Raw genomic sequence first — 15,754 nt, 5'->3', positions numbered from 1 at the left:
CCTTTAATAAGAATAAGATTTAATTAATTTCTTCACATTATCTTTTGTTAGAGGAGTTGAGTCTTTTAGCTCTAAATCGAATTGCAAAGCGTGAAGAAAAGCAAAAAAGCCATCAGTCTTCCTTAGACGTGGCTCAATCTTCTCGTAAGTTATATTTCCTTTCGCATCTCTTTTGATGTAGACGTTATTTGTATACCATCTCATCATCATGTCATCGCCATATACAAGATTTTCATAAGCAAATAGGTCCTCAACTATTGGCTGTAATTGTGTATGTGTTTTACTACCGCTTCTAGCAATCTCGATATTTTTAAAACCAGCTTTCTCAAACTCTTCTTTTAAATAATTTATACGATACATGTCACCAGCAATCAATTTTAATTTATATTCTTTTGCTTTCTCAGCAAACCAATTAACTATATATTCAGGACGATTTGTTTTATCTTTAATAATTGTGACAAGACCTAGTTCCTTGGCTAGTTCAATATCGATCTTATAGTTGTTTTGATCCAAAGATTGCTGATTAATAAAGGTATGATGAAGCCAATACCTCTTTTTACCCTTTTTAAAATATAACCCTACTCCAACAAAATCTGTTGTATCAGAATAATCAACAGCTCCAATACATTCATTGCCCTTTAAATTAGGAATTTCTTGATTTGTAGCTTTTATTTTTTCCCATTCAGCAACTAAATCATAAGAATCTTGGGATGGGATATTCATTCGCTTTGTCATAAACTCAAGCTTTGCTGATTTTCTATGTTCTATATTGTTATACTCTGTTTCCATTTCCAATTTAAGATGTGGAAAATAGTTGATTGATGGATTGGCTTTTTCCCACATTCTTTTATCGTGGACCTCTTCTGGAGAATCAAGTTTGCAAATAAACGGAAATAATCGACTATTTTTAATTTCTCCGTTTAGTAGCATTTTTGCCTCTTCTTTCATTTGATCAAGAAATCCATCTCTGATATTTCCATCAGTTGTGATATAAAACCTTCGTGGTCTTGGCACTTTTCCTAATGCAGAGGTAAATACTTTAATGTTATCCTCACTTTCATAAGCATGAACTTCATCAAAAATAATTGCTCCCGGTCTTAAACCATCCTTTGTTTTCGCATTGTTTGTAAAATACTCAAGCTTGGATTTTGTCTTATAAAATCCTATTACTTCTAATGTTCTTTTGAAGTGCTTACTTAATTTTTTCCAATGATCATCAAGAACTTCCCATACATCCATAAAGGAAGTTTTCGCTTGTTTCTCGTTTGTGGCAACTATTGCCACATCATATTTTTTAATCTTTTGTTTGGAAATCAAGTAAAAACAAATGGCTGCAATTAAACCATTCTTACCGGCTCCACGCCCCATCATTAAAAAAAACTCATTGAATACCAATGAATCATCAGCCTTGTAAAACACACCTACCACAAAGGCAATAATAAAATTCTCCCAAGCCAATAATTCAAATGGGAAATATTTTTGTATGCTTTCAATAGCTTCGCTTATTTCCTTATGGTCTATATAAATGAGATTCTGTTCTTCATCTAATTTATTTTTTAGATATTCAATTAATTGATGTACTTCATTAGAGACTAATATCTTGCCTGTCTCCACTTGGTTAAAGTAAAAATCTATATGTTCGTTATAAATAACATTAGAAGTCGTCATCGTCATCATCTTTCTGTTCAGCAGTTGCCTTCAAACCTAGCTCTGACAGAATTTTAAGCATCTGTGCATTTGTCTTATTTAAATCGTTAATAGAAGGATTCGATTTAGGTCCGTGCATACCAGCAATTTTAACACCCTTTGTTTTTACGTCTTCTATAAGTTCATTTTTCAGATCCCAAAGCGCTAAGTAATCTTGAACTAGATCAAGATAGTGACTTCCAGTGATCCATTTTTCTTCTAGCTGACTTAGAAGGTCTTTTTCAATGCGCTTTCTTTGAGCCTTACTATTTCTCGCCAACTCCAGCTCCCTCCTTCCACTTATTTTCCATTTATTCCTAAACTAAGCTAGTTACCTTTGCTCACAGATAAATAATCGTCACCCCTCCCCGTTGTACGGTTCCCCGAGGAAAACTCGATTTTTTAAACCGGGGGGTATATAACTGTCATTTTGCTTCATTTCACCATCTCTCATCGTTAATAAATTTTGGTTCAGGTTTCTTGAAGCCTTCTAGCTTTTCTGGGTGCTCTTCGTTATGACAACTAATACAAAGCGTTTCAAGGTTATCCTCCGCATAAGCTAGCTCAGGAACGACTTTTAATTCCCTAATGTGGTGAACGTTCTTCCCTTTGCTGTACTTACCTCGTCGTTTACACTTCTGACATTCGTAATTGTCTCGTTTTTGAATTCTTTTGCTGAGTTTTCTCCATTTCCGACAGTTATAAAACTTTACGATATTACCCTCGTTTAAGAGCTTATTTATTTCGTCTATCGTCATTTATATCACTCCAAAATAAAAAGCACCCTTAGAAGGATGCTCTAAAAACCTATAAATAAGTTTAATTTACTAAAGGTATAGAAAGTACCTAACATTGTTGCTACAACTATTAATCCTACTAATTTATTTATTATACTAGTTGGTAGCTTAATAAGTCTTAACAACAAGATGATTAACACCGAAATAAGAGAACAAATTACAATTAATATTCCTAAATTCAATGCTATATTATTTACTGGTGTTTTATCTATCTGACTAAAATCAATCAATGTCCTAATCCTCCACCTGGGTACATCATTACCAATCACTCCTATCTTATATTATTTTTCTAATTCGACAGGAATATATTTTTTCCTTCTATTAATCTCTTACTTAAATATTTGTGGTTTTCCAAGTGTTTATGAGCTCGTATTCTCAATTAGAATTGCCTTGTGAATTATCTTCATTACATAGACTGTTAAATTCATACGAGCTAATCCATATCAGCTATATCAAGCTTTCCGGCCATTCCTAAATATGAATTTGACAACTCTAAAATAAAGACAATTCAATAATAAATAAAAAAGGTTAAAGAACCACTTTATTACGCCGTTTATCTTTCTCCTCTTGATCAATTCCTATATATCGTAATGTGTAACTTGGATCAGCATGATTCATTTGTTCTTGCAAATCTGCCACATCATTATGTGTTTTATAATAAAAATAGCCCCAAGTTTTTCGCATTGAATGCGTCCCGATGGCTTCAATTCCTACTTCTTCTGCTGCTTCTCTTAAAATGAGATATGCCATAGCTCTTGTAATCGGCTTATTATGGCCAATCCTACTCTTAAACAAATACTCATCTTTTGGCTTTCCCTTAATATATTCTCTAATTTCTTTTTTAATTGGTGCTTGAAGTTTTATTCTTTGTGTCGGCCGATTTTTGTGAAGGGTCTTTTGTCTTTTGTAGACAATATGCCAACCTTCTACATCTCTAACTTTTAATTTAAGTAGATCTGCAATGGCCATCCCCGTATTGATTCCCAAAAGGAACAACAGATAATTCCGTTTGCTACGTTTTTTTAAATAATCCTTAATGGCATTTATTGTTTCTTTATCTCTGATTGGTTCGACTAAATTCATACTTTAATCACATCTCATCTGTCCTCCCTTAAAAGACAAAGTATTGATAACTCCATATAACGTCGAAGTGGAATGAGTTTTATTTATAAGGGAGAATGACTCCGACGTTATATGCAAATATCAACATGACTCATATATCCAAATACACCGAGAGGATTAGCTGTGATTTAGAAATACAAGTAGAAATTGTGATCTCTAAAATTCCCCAATCGTCTCAATCGCAAGACTAGCGCGCTTAGGATTCCACATGCTCCCCTCGTAGACTGGCATGCTTCATTACCCGGCAGAGATCTGATGAGTACACCATTGATAAGGGATAGGTGCGTCTCCCATATACCAATGGTACTGTTTACCAAAATAAAAAAAGGTCCCCAATTTGGACCCTGTTTTGTCGGTTTTTTCTCGGCTTTTTGTCGGTTTTTTCTCTGGTGTTAAATAATTGCGAGTGCAGTCGCAATCATATTTATTGCTGACCTCTTTTTTCGATAGAACTGGTCCTTTTTAAGGCCCACCTCTTCCATGATGTATAGGTCACTAAACACATTATTGGAAAGGTATTTTAATTCAATAATCAATTTTTCTGTATCGTCCAGTAATTCGTATAATGCTCTTTCAATTTGTTTTATCTTTAGAGTTGCTTCCTCACTACGGTCCCTAAGAGATGGGAAAAGATTGATCACCCCGTGAACCTTTTGTTCCTCTTTATTTTGTGACTGTATCTTTAATGCTCTATATAGTTTTAATTCTTTGGCCACTAAAGATCGTACATGTTTCTCGTCAACTTCCTTAAATAATGACATCTGCATACTCATTCTCTTTTCCTCCCCCGTAAGATTATCTTTGCCTTAATGATCCCCGAGTTCTCCTATATATTGGGCGATTAATTCCCATCAACTCTTTAATATCATGTTTTGACAATTTTTCTTTATATTTTTTTATAACTTCTTTATCTGCTATTTCTTGATGAGAAATACTATTTTGTTTTGACCAATTCTTTAATTCGTCAGATAATTGTCCCATCTTATTCCTCCTAAAAACAAAAGGACACCAATCAAAGCAATGTTAATTGCTGTTGATCAGTGCCCTCACGCTATTTCGTTCTTGGACTAGTATTTATTTGTAACTCAATTATACTGCATTATTTAGTACCATATCGTGATTGGTTACCTTTTTTCCCCCTCCATTTAAAATCAACACCATTATTAGAAAGGTTCTTATCAATTAACTTCTTACTTGTTGGTTTTATGGGATGTTTATCAATATATGCCAGTCTTTCCTCTTCTGTCATAATCCACGAGATAACTTGACTCATAACTAGACTCCTTTCTCTTTTTAGATATTTATAACACTAAGAATTTTTTATGTGTTTCACGTTTCTTTTCTTCTGTAAGCTGGGCATATATTTGAGTAGTTGCAGGATCCTCGTGTCCAAGCAACGCTTGTACCGCAGCTATATCTGCACCATTATTTAATGTTAATGTGGCAAATGTATGCCTTAACGTATGAGGACTAATCCTCTTGTCTAATCCAGCTTGTTGGGCAATCTTTGCAATCTCCCTCTGAATACCCCTTTTTGATAATCTTCGATAAGGTTTACGTTCTGTGATCATCAACGCTTCTTCCAGGTCCGTTCGATTCATCAAGTACTTTCTTAGATGGTACATAGCTTTAGGGCTAAAATATACTTCGCGTTCTTTATTACCCTTTCCAATGACTCTAGAGCTGGCAGTTTGATAGTTGATATCTGACCGATTGAGATCATGAATCTCTGACAGCCTGCAGCCGGTAGCATAGAGTATTTCGAGGAAGGCTCTTTGCCTGCTTGTCTTGCATGACTCCCTCAACAGCTCAAGCTCTTCAATATTAAGGGCTTTAGGTAGCCGTTTTTCCTTTTTAGGTGGTTTAATTTTAGTTGTTGGATCACGTTGAATAAACTCTTCTGCTGCCAACCATCCAAACATACTTTTTAATACTGATAGTTTCTTAGATATTGAACTTAATTTAAGATGTTCGAATTGGCCTAAATATACTCTGATTTCGGCAGTAGTTATGTCTGCTGCACGCTTTTTCAAATGCTTGGAGAAACTATTTAGCTCAATCCCATAACCGTGAAGTGTATTCGGACTCAAACCCTCAAGCTTTTTAGCAGAAAGGAAGAGTCTAATCTTCTCTGTTAGATCTGGATGAATGTCAGTTTGCTCAACCTTCTTCACATGGTATTTTGCTAGAATACTTGATAATTTGTTTTTTACTTGCTCGATATTAATTGGCACCAACTCGGATATATAAGCAGTTACTTCGGATATCATTTGTTCACTGGCATTCATGACTAACTCCTCCTTCTACTAATTTCTTAAAATATGGGTTGCATCTTGTCTTATTGCAATTCTGAACTAATTTAATTCATCACTTTTTCAAACTACATCATAACTTTTTTGAATCAAAACCATATAGTTTGAATAAGATACTATTGGCAGCTCCCATTTTCAAAAGTTCTTGTGAAATGGGGTATGTGTAATGACTATATTGCTTCAAATAATTATTGGTGTTGTCACTACTTTAATTAGTGGAGTTCTTGTGGGTTTAATTCGACACTTTTTTAAAAAAATTAACAGAAAAAAGTAATTTCTTATGGAGCCTGCCTAAGTTAATCCGATTTTTTGGGTTAACTTTTCAGGCAAAAAGAAATAATTAAATATAAAGATGTTACACTCCAAAAATGTTTATTTCTCCGTACTTCTCAACGGAAAGTAAGCATTTTTTCGTTTTTTCTTCACTAACCATGCGGGGAAGGTGTTATTTAATCAACTTTCATATTTCTAAAATAAAATAATTAAATATAAGATATAACTAAAATAACGACTCTTGAAATACGCCATACTCTGCTGCAAAAGGATTTACCCAAAGTACTTCTTCTCTTATTGCACCAGCCTCTACCTTTGCTCTCCTGGTTTCTCTTGTCCAATATTTTAGTCTTTCATCGTACATAGGGTGAGAATATCCTGAAAGAACAACTGGACCTGGATGTTCATCCAATGTGTTAATAAGTTCTTCGTGATCTTCTTCAGTCATTTCAAATTTATAACTCGATGTTGTACGAGTAGATAAAATGTAAGGTGGATCAGCATAAATTAATACATTCTGCCTAGAGTATCTTTTAATCAAATCAACTGCTGATTGATTTTCAATTTGAACACCAAGTAACCTTTCTGCGACTGCAGCAATCTTATTAGGAAAGTTCAACCACTCTTTACCTGGAAGAGGTCCATTCATTTCAATCATGCTACGCCATCCAGTTCTATGTGATGTTTTACCTCCTCTTCCTTGCCACAATCGAACAATTAATCTTCTTGCTCTTTCTAAATCATCTTCTGCCTCGAGGTAGCTATTGTAATATTCCTCTCTACTGTGAGGAGTTAATCTTATTGCCTGTGCTAATTCATCTGGTCTCTCTCTTATAACCCTAAAAAGATTTACTACATCACCATCAAGGTCATTTACTGTCTCCAGCTGGCTTCTTTGCTTTGTAAATAAAACTGCACCACTACCGAAAAATGGTTCCAAATATGTTTGATGTTCTGGAAAATGACTAATTATCCAATTAGCCATACTCCACTTGCTACCTGGATAATGCAATATTCTTGGTATTGCCAAACTAAAAACCCCCTTTTAGTGAACAACATTATTCTGCTGTTGATCTTACTCGAACTGCGGCACTACCCTCTTTCACTTCCTGCAATTCCAATCTCACTTACATCAGCAACGAAATAATTTTCAATTACAATATCTGTACTTGATATCGGAACAATCATTTCTGCACCTATTCCTTCCAATGTACTAATGCAAGATTCAATTCTAACGTTTTCGACTTCACACATTTCTTCGTGATATTGTTCGTTTACTTCCTTAATAAATTCATCAGCATTTTTGAAGTCGGATGCTTTACCGTAAGCCACTTCTCCACATTCTGAAAATGTTATGTTCTTAACTTCACGTTTAGGTAAAGTATAAATACCGATTTTTTGGTTCCAAACCATTTCATTTTTTCTATGTTTCATTATTAATTCGCTCCCTTTTTTAATGAATATCGTGGGTCATGAACGTTCTTTCATCGAATTGTTCATTAAACTTTTAAATAGAAACGACTTTGTATTGTTCTAAACCGCATAATTCAGCTTCTAGTTTTGCTCTGTATTCACTTGAAAAGAAAGTTTCAGGTATACTCGTAAATCCTTCAAAATAGCTGTTTTCATTATAATCACCAAAGCGAGTGTTATATTTTACAAACCCTTTTTCGTCTTTAATTACATATGAACTAGTCACCGTATACACCATCCTTTATTCCTGTACTACAATCTCGGAATGTGTCACTAACGAAGGTTAATGATATAACCCTCTTTATCTATTAAATAGTCAATTGAACAACTATCTAGAAAGTCCTTAATTTCATCTTTGGATTTCTTAGCTTTGGAATCGATGCAATATTTAATTGTGTTATGATATCCTTCATACCTGTATGATCCATTAGGCAGTTGCCTTTCGAAAAACCTGTCAGCAGGTCTTTCTTCAACATAATAAACTGGCATTGAGTTTCCTCCTCTTTGTGATACGACACTACACTATGGCTCTTTTATACCTGGAACTTTCCACACACATTTCCGGAAGGTTAGCTCTAACGAGCGCATCCGCAAAAGGTGGTGGTACTGAATTACCACATCTAGCCACTTGTTGAGTTTTAGGGTAAGGCTTTCCTTTGATATCTCTTTCAATAACGTATTCTTTTGGAAAACCTTGAGCTGCATATAGTTCGTGTGGTTGTAGCATCCTCATGCCAATATCAACGATTTGATAATCTTGACCATGAATAGTGACTAATCCGAATCTGTCTTTCGTAGTAACAGTGTGAAGTGGTTCTCTGATTGATTGACCAATATCAGAACCGTAGTATTTCATAAGAAAGGCTTGGACTAATGAATGATGATCCTTGACAGTAATTGTATGCAATGGCTCATTCAAATTGATTCCTGCACCTGTATAATTTCCTCCATAGTTCTTAGCAAGAAAAGCAGATACCAATCCAAATCTATTTGCAGTCGGTATTGTATAAACTGGTTCTTTTAGAGATTGTCCTCTAACCTCATTGGGGTTAGTCTCAGTGTAGTATTGAGAAAGAAAAGGAGTAACCAAACAATGCTCAGCCTTCGTAGTAATCGTTGTTAAAGGCTTGTCTAACTCATATTGCAACCTATCCCCACCAAAACCCGTCTGACCGATTCTAACAATGTAAGGTTGAGGATTATCGACTACAAACTTCTGAATTCCTCGAGCAATTCTTCGCATGGTATTGTCAGCTAAAGGTTTCTTCCTCTCAAAAATGGAAGGAGTACCAATATCCCAATCTATGATCTCCGACGCCGTTCTCCAAGGTTTTAATCTCCCTGCCTTTACTTCAAGACTATTGGGATCACCATGCGTTGGTTGTGGCCATACAATCGGCTTGCTATCACATCGAGCAACCATGAAGAATCTTTTTCGGATTGTTGGAGCACCAAAATCACATGCTCTTAACTCTTTAAATTCCACTTTGTACCCTAGAGATTCTAATGCTTTAACAAATGAATTAAAGGTCTTCCCCTTTTGTGTTCCATCTGGATAACCCTCTTCTGTTAACGGACCCCATGTCTTGAATTCTTCAACATTCTCTAACATTATGACTCTAGGTTTAACTGCAATTGCCCACTTTACAGCTATCCAAGCTAAACCTCTTATATTCTTTTCAACAGGTTTACCACCTTTTGCTTTACTGAAGTGTTTGCAATCAGGAGAGAACCACGCAAGTCCTACTTTTCTTCCCTTTACAGCTTTTACTGGATCCACATCCCAAACACTCTCACAATAATGTTCTGTATCTGGGTGATTAACTTTGTGCATTGCAATAGCTGCAGGATCATGATTGATAGCAATATCAACTGATAAGCCAGTTGCCATTTCAATTCCTGTACTAGCTCCACCACCACCAGCAAAGTTATCTACGATAATTTCTCTGAATAAATTCAGTTGCATTTTCTCCCTCCTTTTTTGTCGCTTCATTATTCTAAACCGACACTACCCACGTTTAAGTCAGTCTCTATTTCTGAATTGACTACTTTAAACAAACTATGCGACTGTTCACATTTACTACAGCAATACATGACTTGCTCACTTTTGCTAACTATGAATAACTCACCACAGTTTGAACATTCACTTGGTTTCCCTATACAGATTTTCATCACTATTCCTCATCTGGAAGCTATCCAAAATTAATGGATAGCCCTCATATTAGAATTTCAACAATTTTTTTACAGGGTTTCTGCCGATCGTTCTATTTTTTACCCTTTTGTGTAAGGTACCTTTTTTTACTGCGTTAATATCTCCAATTGCACGAGAGGTTTTATTTAACACTTTTTGAATTTGCCTTAGTGACATGATAATCTCCTCCAATTATCGTCTTTTGTACCATGCAGCTACTTATTTAGGTACCTAGAGTGTGTGAGAATTGATCTTAGATGAGTTCACTTTCACGAAAAGATATTCGCTTAGTTTTTCCGTTAATCGTTTCGATTACTGTTTCTCCATGCTCAGCTGCTTCACAAATTGTTGCTGTCCCTTTTACACCGTCTAATACAATGACTTTTATTTTTCCTGATTCTAATTTTTGATTAATGCTCATATCGTTAATATTAATTGCTAATTCTTGCACTCGCTTCACATTGAACACCTCGTTCATGCTATAATTTAGGTGTTCATTTAACTGTTTTTGCTGGGCTATTGCCCGGCCTTTTTTTATGTTCTGATTTCGAAACCTCTTTGGATTTTTCTTTTTCTATATCCTTTAGTTTCATGACAGCTTTATAAAGTACCCCCATCGCTAGGCACCTATCTTCGATTCTTTTTGATCACAGATGATTTCATTATCTCGGACGATGATTGCTTGGTCGAAACGATTGTATAAGTCTCCTGATGTATGTAGACGTTTTATAGCTTGCGTCTCTTCCGCCTCTGAATAGCAGATTGTTTTTGCATGCTGATTTCCGTTTAGAATCCAAATAATAACCGCGTATGGCTTTGGGCCATTAAACCCTACTAGACTAGTCATTGTTTCGCCCCTTTCTTTAATCGCCAGTCTTGGCCTTCCACGTCGCTTATAAATTCTTCGGCTTGCCCTATTAATCTACTAGCTGCAGCATGACCAATCTTATCCGCCAGAGTCCCACGATCTTCGTTAGAATTAAATACTATGGGCTTTTGCTTACGATAACGCTCGTTTATGATGGTGTAATACATTCGCTCTCTTGCCTCTGTCCAATTCATTTTCCCTATGTCATCCCATATGAGAACATCTGCATTAAGAGCGCTTTGAAGGAGTTTATTATAGGTTTCCCCATCATCTTTCATCATTTTGGCTTGCATTAGCTCTTCGACAAAGATGACATCAGAAACTACAAGGACCTTAAACCCGTCTTTAATCAACCGTTTGGCGAGAGATATTTGTAAGTGTGTTTTTCCAACTCCGTAATTGTTGTGCTTTACTTTTACCGTGGATCGTTCTGACATTGGCAGTTCTTTTATTCTCTGTTCTCCAAATACCGCAAGTAAACCAAAATTTTGATAAGGTATTTTCTTTTCCACTTTCCCGTTTTGATCCTTCACAATTTTGAAGTTCTTTAGATAATCGAATGTAAGTTGATACATATCCTCTTGGCTTCGATTATTTCGCTGAAAATTCTCAAAATTAGCATTTGTAAATTCATCCGGAATCATTGCCTTCTTAAACCTTCTTTTCCACGCTTTGCGCTCACGACAGTCACAGACTTTCCCAAATTCGTATGGATATCCATTTGGACCTTCTACCACATAGGAGATAAATTCTGTGTCTTTACACTTAGGACACTCATACTTGATCCCTTCATCCTCCCCATGCTCTCCTGGATGCTTCTGCTTCTCTGATAGCTTGTTCTGCACTTTTTCCTGCAGATGGGCTAATACCTGGTCTATACTTGTGAATCTTTGTTCCGTTTTCACTGTTACCCTCCTCAATGTTCTGCTTCTCAAGATATTTATCTAATATAAAACCTACACAGTAACTTAAACTGTTGATAGTATCTCTAGAATGCTTGGGTACAAAAAAGTCAAAGCGTTGTTCTAAAAGAGAAACTGCATCAGTTAACGGTACTTGCGAAAGAATTTCTTCGGCAGCCTCTTCATCTTTCGGCGAATGTACAAATCCACGTCCTCGAAGTGATATAAATTTTTCAATCAATTCGAATCGTTCAGCAGCTTTCTTTTCTTCTTCTGCTTCTGCTTCTTCTTCTTTTTCTTCTTCTTTTTCTTCTTCTTTTTCTTCTTCTTTTTCTTCTTCTTGTGCCCGTATCGTTGACGTATCGTCAAAATGTTGATTTGTAGGGGTTTCACATTTTTTAACATTTTCAGAGCGAATCGTGAACGAGTCGTATATTTTTTTGATCTCTACCTTTTCGATACGTTCCCCAACAAAGGAGATAAGGTCAATATCTTTAACATTTTTCAGCTCAGATTTCACACAATCTAGTACAGGTTTTCCACCTTTGTTAAAGTTGTACTTACCCCAGTTTTTGATGGCCAATTCCCTTGTTTCATTGTTGTATCGAATTAGACCATGGTGGGTAATAAAACGATCTAGTAAGGCATTGACGCTTTCAATGGAATACCCCATATCAAACGCCATTTGTTTTTTCGTAATTTGATAGATTCCTATTTGAGTCGTGTTAGAGTTCGTTAGTAAGTACAGAAAGAAGTATTTATCTTCCGGTGTCATTTCTTCCACCACTTTTGGATCATCCCAAAAATCGGTGTGAATCATTCTAAATTTTGCCATTTAGTTTCTCCTCCCTTTGGATTTCACAGATTGCTAGGCCTCCAATAACTCCTTTTAAAACATAACCTGGATAACGGTCCAAATATCGTTGAACATTATATTGAAACTGACTTGCCTCCAAGCTCTTACTTTGGTTTAGTAACCAGATAGGAAGAACTACTTTAGATTGTTGGTTATTAAACATCTTCTATGCTCCTATGAAATACAAGATAGGAAGATCAGTTGTCTTTTGTAAAAGAGCCTTAATGCGTTCTGCTTCTTCCTTACAATCTGATACAGACAGAGCCGGGATGATTTCTTGATGAATAACTTTAAAATCTTCCTCATGCTTTACTGTAAAATCAACTTCATATAACATAACTTGTCCACCATCTTCATATACTTTTAGCAGATAATCTTTTGTTGTCTTTTCCGAAAGTAAACAATCTTGTTGTAAACTGACTGTGGATGCCTATTTAACTTTTTAGCTAAGTGATCTGTTGGGTATAAGTCCATATGATGCAATAGGTAGAGTTCTTCCTCTTCATTCCATCTGCCCTTATGAACATCTTCAGGACGTTTATTCTTCTTTCGCTGTAATCGATAATCGTCGCCTATTAGATTGGATGCCAACAACTGTAACTCTTCTCCTACTGGACACAAGGAATTACACATTTGCGCTTGCTCGTGGTATCTTATTGGGCATCCCTTACAATCCTTCTCAATGACCTGATGTATCTTAATGCGTATTTCTCGCTTCTCCTCACGAGTCATCTAAGGTATTCTCCTTTCATGAAAATTCGGTGCGCACCGTAATGACTAGGAACAAAGGGTAGAGGAAAAATGGATACAATTGACGGGGGAAACAAGTGTATCTCTCCTAGTCATTACGGCAAGACCAAATCTTGCCGTATCACAGATAAAGTGATATTCTATTAGTGAATTGATATTTATTTTTAGGCAGTGAGTGTTCCCGCACTTGCTGCTTTTTCTTTGGTTATTTTTGGACCATTTGTCCGTTGAAATTGGATTCGAATACACTCGACCTCTTGAGCCAGTTGGCGATATATTTGAGCTTCTCTATATTTGCCAGATGAACTTAGTACTTTTCCACATTTATTTAGCGCTTGGGCTATATAGATCATTTCCATTCCATCTAACTCAATTTGATTATTCATGGATAATACTTTTTTATAAGCAATATCGAATAATCTTTGGCCGATTCCTTCTAATCCAAGGCGATAGCTTCTCATTGCTGTCTTTATTAGCTCCCTCTGAGCAGGGATTAAGTAGATTGATTGCTTCATAACCTAGTTCCTCCTTTTATTCATACCTAAATCGAATTTTGATTGCTTCAAATGCTAATTTCTTATTGTTATCATCCAATGAGTCCATATCAGACAAGTTAAACTTGTTTCTCTCGTTAAATAAGTGCAGTGCTAGGTTTAGCATGGCTTTTTCAGATGTAGACCAAGGTCCTGCTTTCCGTTTTAATGACTGGATTTTCACTTCTCCGGTCTCTAGATTGAAAAATTGAGTGGTTAATACACTTTTTAACTTTGGCTGTTTCAAAAAAAGATGAAGCATAGACCTCCAGTAGCGATCTTCCATTAGTAGCGCTGGAATCGTATTTGTACTCATGTGCCTTCCCTTCCTTCAACTTCAATTTCAATTAATAATGCTTGTCCTTTTCAGGAAGGCTAAATTCAGCCTGCCTTTTCCTCCTTATTTTCTTTTTCCTTTTGCTTGCGCTCATTCGCCAACCTCTTGGCATCTTCATAAAAACACATTAAGAATTTTCTTGTCTGTTCTGCATTTAACTGAATCTTCTTCATTTGGCACTCCCCCTTATGTGGGATGTATATGCTGCTATAAAAGCTAATATTGATAGACTAGTAACCTACTTCTTCATCTTTTGATGTAGTTTGCTTTATAACGTATATTCTTCTAATTTCTGATTTTCGCGGTAATAAATGACCAGGTTAAATTCGTCTATCTCGTGGGTGTTGTTTCCTTCTAGATCAGCCCTTACATTACCGGGGGCATATTTTTTATTTCCCTTGCGATAACAAAAATGTTTAAATCCGATTTCTGTATCAATGGAGATTTTCATGAATTTTTCCCAATTCCAATTCTCAGTTTGAAAATCCATGCTGTTAAGTTTGTTAAAGTGATGTGTTGATAGAATGATGGAAGATGCTAAGTCTATAAACTTTTTATTACCTTTGAAAAATTTCTTTATTGCTTCTATGGCATCCTCTTTGGTCATTGAGACACTATCTTCAAATTCGATTTTTTCATCTTTGTACATATGAATCTCCTTTACATTGTTTTGCCCTATCTCTTATACCTCCGAGCCTTTAAGCTAACTTGCCAAGTTAAAAACAAATCCTTCATCGAAAATCTATGTTTCTTACAAATGGTTGCTACAAGATTCACCATCGATGCAGCTGCATCTAACGTTTCAAGTAAAGCTTTCCTCAATTGCTCCCTATCATCATCAGAATAGGCTTCAATTGGCTTCGACCAAGTAACCTGTTTTAAGTGATCTAATGCCTCTTGTGTTTCGCTTCTGACTAGGATCAACATGCTCGCTGGATGACGGTCAATGTGTTCTCCGTCAAAATAAGGAATGCTCACATATCCTGTTGTTTCTCCCCATGTTTCAAAATAAAATTCCGGATCATCAATCTTCTGCGTGACAGTTGAATACATTTCTCTTGGCAGTTTCCTTGCTCCGGTTTCGTATTTTGCAATGGATTCGCGTGAGTAGTTGACCTCTTGGCTTAGATCGTGCTGAGTTAACCCCTGGCGTTTTCTTGCCTCGGCCATCGCTTCTCCAATTGCCATCTTCCTCTCCCCTTTCCTGTACCAATGAACTTCTAGGATTGTGACACAAGCTATATTATTCTTGTTTTAACAGCTCAATTAACTCATCAAGCTGTTCTCCTACATTAAGCAAATCAGTAGCTCCTTCTTCTCTCGAATAAGAAGAATCCTGTTGAAGATTAAGAGCAACCAAATATACCTTTGCCAACAACTCGTGACACATGCTTACTTCTGGAAGGTTTTTCACATACTCACCTCCCCAAGTTCGCATTTAGTTAACTCATTACTTAAAAAAATATGGTCAGGGCTAACATTAAATACTTTTGCAATTTTAACCGCATGCTCGTAAGTTAACCGGCGCTTACCATTTTCTATCATCCAGTAGTACTCTTTTGAAATTCCAACTAGATCTGCTACTTGCTTATAAGTTAAATTATCTTTCGTTCTCATTCTCTTGAGTTTTTCTAACTCCATTAAAATTCTCCCC

At 36.0% G+C, this 15,754-nt stretch carries 28 protein-coding genes; all 28 read right to left on the bottom strand.

The window, feature by feature from the left end; translation table 11 throughout:
• Positions 1–3 precede the first annotated feature (3 nt).
• Complete coding sequence (locus LS684_RS04360; protein WP_233810261.1) at positions 4–1,668, bottom strand: terminase TerL endonuclease subunit; 1,665 nt, start codon at positions 1,666–1,668, stop codon at positions 4–6.
• Positions 1,655–1,966: a P27 family phage terminase small subunit gene (locus tag LS684_RS04355; RefSeq protein ID WP_233810259.1), complete on the bottom strand. Its 312-nt coding sequence runs from the start codon at positions 1,964–1,966 to the stop codon at positions 1,655–1,657. The genes LS684_RS04360 and LS684_RS04355 overlap by 14 nt, the downstream gene beginning before the upstream one ends.
• A 160-nt stretch (positions 1,967–2,126) precedes the next feature.
• On the bottom strand, positions 2,127–2,444 hold the full coding sequence (locus tag LS684_RS04350; RefSeq protein WP_233810257.1) for an HNH endonuclease: 318 nt from the start codon (positions 2,442–2,444) through the stop codon (positions 2,127–2,129).
• A gap of 567 nt (positions 2,445–3,011) precedes the next feature.
• The gene (locus tag LS684_RS04345) at positions 3,012–3,566 is read right to left on the bottom strand and encodes a tyrosine-type recombinase/integrase (RefSeq protein WP_233810255.1); all 555 of its coding nucleotides are present in this window, start codon (positions 3,564–3,566) and stop codon (positions 3,012–3,014) included.
• Positions 3,567–3,997: 431 nt separating this feature from the next.
• Positions 3,998–4,378 carry an ArpU family phage packaging/lysis transcriptional regulator gene (locus tag LS684_RS04340; RefSeq protein WP_233810253.1) on the bottom strand — a complete coding sequence of 127 codons (381 nt, stop codon included), beginning with the start codon at positions 4,376–4,378 and terminating at the stop codon, positions 3,998–4,000.
• 22 nt (positions 4,379–4,400) lie between these two features.
• Complete coding sequence (locus tag LS684_RS04335; RefSeq protein ID WP_233810251.1) at positions 4,401–4,586, bottom strand: hypothetical protein; 186 nt, start codon at positions 4,584–4,586, stop codon at positions 4,401–4,403.
• A 118-nt stretch (positions 4,587–4,704) separates the two neighbouring features.
• Positions 4,705–4,878 carry a hypothetical protein gene (locus tag LS684_RS04330; RefSeq protein ID WP_233810249.1) on the bottom strand — a complete coding sequence of 58 codons (174 nt, stop codon included), beginning with the start codon at positions 4,876–4,878 and terminating at the stop codon, positions 4,705–4,707.
• A 28-nt stretch (positions 4,879–4,906) separates the two neighbouring features.
• Positions 4,907–5,893 carry a site-specific tyrosine recombinase/integron integrase gene (xerA, locus tag LS684_RS04325; RefSeq protein WP_233810247.1) on the bottom strand — a complete coding sequence of 329 codons (987 nt, stop codon included), beginning with the start codon at positions 5,891–5,893 and terminating at the stop codon, positions 4,907–4,909.
• Between the two features lie 523 nt (positions 5,894–6,416).
• The gene (locus LS684_RS04320; RefSeq protein WP_233810245.1) at positions 6,417–7,220 is read right to left on the bottom strand and encodes a DNA adenine methylase; all 804 of its coding nucleotides are present in this window, start codon (positions 7,218–7,220) and stop codon (positions 6,417–6,419) included.
• A gap of 62 nt (positions 7,221–7,282) precedes the next feature.
• A complete protein-coding gene (locus LS684_RS04315) occupies positions 7,283–7,624 on the bottom strand; it encodes a hypothetical protein (RefSeq protein WP_233810243.1) in 342 nt (113 codons plus the stop codon).
• 73 nt (positions 7,625–7,697) lie between these two features.
• Entirely contained in the window at positions 7,698–7,889 is a 192-nt protein-coding gene (locus LS684_RS04310) for a hypothetical protein (RefSeq protein WP_233810241.1), read from the bottom strand.
• Positions 7,890–7,936: 47 nt separating this feature from the next.
• Positions 7,937–8,152, bottom strand: coding sequence for a hypothetical protein (locus tag LS684_RS04305; RefSeq protein WP_233810239.1), 216 nt, complete (start codon positions 8,150–8,152; stop codon positions 7,937–7,939).
• Positions 8,153–8,180: 28 nt separating this feature from the next.
• Entirely contained in the window at positions 8,181–9,629 is a 1,449-nt protein-coding gene (locus LS684_RS04300; protein ID WP_233810237.1) for a DNA cytosine methyltransferase, read from the bottom strand.
• A 255-nt stretch (positions 9,630–9,884) separates the two neighbouring features.
• Complete coding sequence (locus tag LS684_RS04295) at positions 9,885–10,031, bottom strand: hypothetical protein (RefSeq protein ID WP_233810235.1); 147 nt, start codon at positions 10,029–10,031, stop codon at positions 9,885–9,887.
• 76 nt (positions 10,032–10,107) lie between these two features.
• Positions 10,108–10,314 (bottom strand): XtrA/YqaO family protein, encoded by a 207-nt coding sequence (locus LS684_RS04290; RefSeq protein WP_432418793.1) that lies wholly within the window; start codon positions 10,312–10,314, stop codon positions 10,108–10,110.
• Positions 10,315–10,473: 159 nt separating this feature from the next.
• The gene (locus LS684_RS04285; RefSeq protein WP_233810233.1) at positions 10,474–10,701 is read right to left on the bottom strand and encodes a hypothetical protein; all 228 of its coding nucleotides are present in this window, start codon (positions 10,699–10,701) and stop codon (positions 10,474–10,476) included.
• Positions 10,698–11,627, bottom strand: coding sequence for an ATP-binding protein (locus tag LS684_RS04280; RefSeq protein WP_233810230.1), 930 nt, complete (start codon positions 11,625–11,627; stop codon positions 10,698–10,700). The genes LS684_RS04285 and LS684_RS04280 overlap by 4 nt, the downstream gene beginning before the upstream one ends.
• Positions 11,512–12,459, bottom strand: coding sequence for a hypothetical protein (locus LS684_RS04275; protein WP_233810228.1), 948 nt, complete (start codon positions 12,457–12,459; stop codon positions 11,512–11,514). Before LS684_RS04275 ends, LS684_RS04280 begins: the two co-directional genes overlap by 116 nt.
• Entirely contained in the window at positions 12,446–12,643 is a 198-nt protein-coding gene (locus LS684_RS04270) for a hypothetical protein (protein WP_233810226.1), read from the bottom strand. Before LS684_RS04270 ends, LS684_RS04275 begins: the two co-directional genes overlap by 14 nt.
• A gap of 3 nt (positions 12,644–12,646) precedes the next feature.
• Positions 12,647–12,817: a hypothetical protein gene (locus LS684_RS04265; RefSeq protein ID WP_233810224.1), complete on the bottom strand. Its 171-nt coding sequence runs from the start codon at positions 12,815–12,817 to the stop codon at positions 12,647–12,649.
• 26 nt (positions 12,818–12,843) lie between these two features.
• The gene (locus LS684_RS04260) at positions 12,844–13,212 is read right to left on the bottom strand and encodes a hypothetical protein (RefSeq protein ID WP_233810222.1); all 369 of its coding nucleotides are present in this window, start codon (positions 13,210–13,212) and stop codon (positions 12,844–12,846) included.
• Positions 13,213–13,394: 182 nt separating this feature from the next.
• Positions 13,395–13,745: a hypothetical protein gene (locus tag LS684_RS04255; protein WP_233810220.1), complete on the bottom strand. Its 351-nt coding sequence runs from the start codon at positions 13,743–13,745 to the stop codon at positions 13,395–13,397.
• Positions 13,746–13,761: 16 nt separating this feature from the next.
• Complete coding sequence (locus LS684_RS04250; protein WP_233810218.1) at positions 13,762–14,079, bottom strand: hypothetical protein; 318 nt, start codon at positions 14,077–14,079, stop codon at positions 13,762–13,764.
• Positions 14,080–14,144: 65 nt separating this feature from the next.
• On the bottom strand, positions 14,145–14,273 hold the full coding sequence (locus LS684_RS24080; RefSeq protein WP_267930366.1) for a hypothetical protein: 129 nt from the start codon (positions 14,271–14,273) through the stop codon (positions 14,145–14,147).
• A 95-nt stretch (positions 14,274–14,368) separates the two neighbouring features.
• A complete protein-coding gene (locus LS684_RS04245) occupies positions 14,369–14,749 on the bottom strand; it encodes a hypothetical protein (RefSeq protein WP_233810216.1) in 381 nt (126 codons plus the stop codon).
• Between the two features lie 26 nt (positions 14,750–14,775).
• Positions 14,776–15,288 (bottom strand): helix-turn-helix domain-containing protein, encoded by a 513-nt coding sequence (locus tag LS684_RS04240; protein ID WP_233810214.1) that lies wholly within the window; start codon positions 15,286–15,288, stop codon positions 14,776–14,778.
• 55 nt (positions 15,289–15,343) lie between these two features.
• Positions 15,344–15,514, bottom strand: a complete 171-nt coding sequence (locus LS684_RS04235; RefSeq protein WP_233810212.1) for a hypothetical protein — start codon at positions 15,512–15,514, stop codon at positions 15,344–15,346.
• Positions 15,511–15,741, bottom strand: coding sequence for a helix-turn-helix transcriptional regulator (locus LS684_RS04230; RefSeq protein WP_233810210.1), 231 nt, complete (start codon positions 15,739–15,741; stop codon positions 15,511–15,513). The genes LS684_RS04235 and LS684_RS04230 overlap by 4 nt, the downstream gene beginning before the upstream one ends.
• Between the last annotated feature and the right edge of the window lie 13 nt (positions 15,742–15,754).

The organism is Cytobacillus spongiae (genome assembly GCF_021390075.1).
Note: the sequence above shows the minus strand (reverse complement) of the source record. Positions and strands in the feature narration are given on the sequence as shown.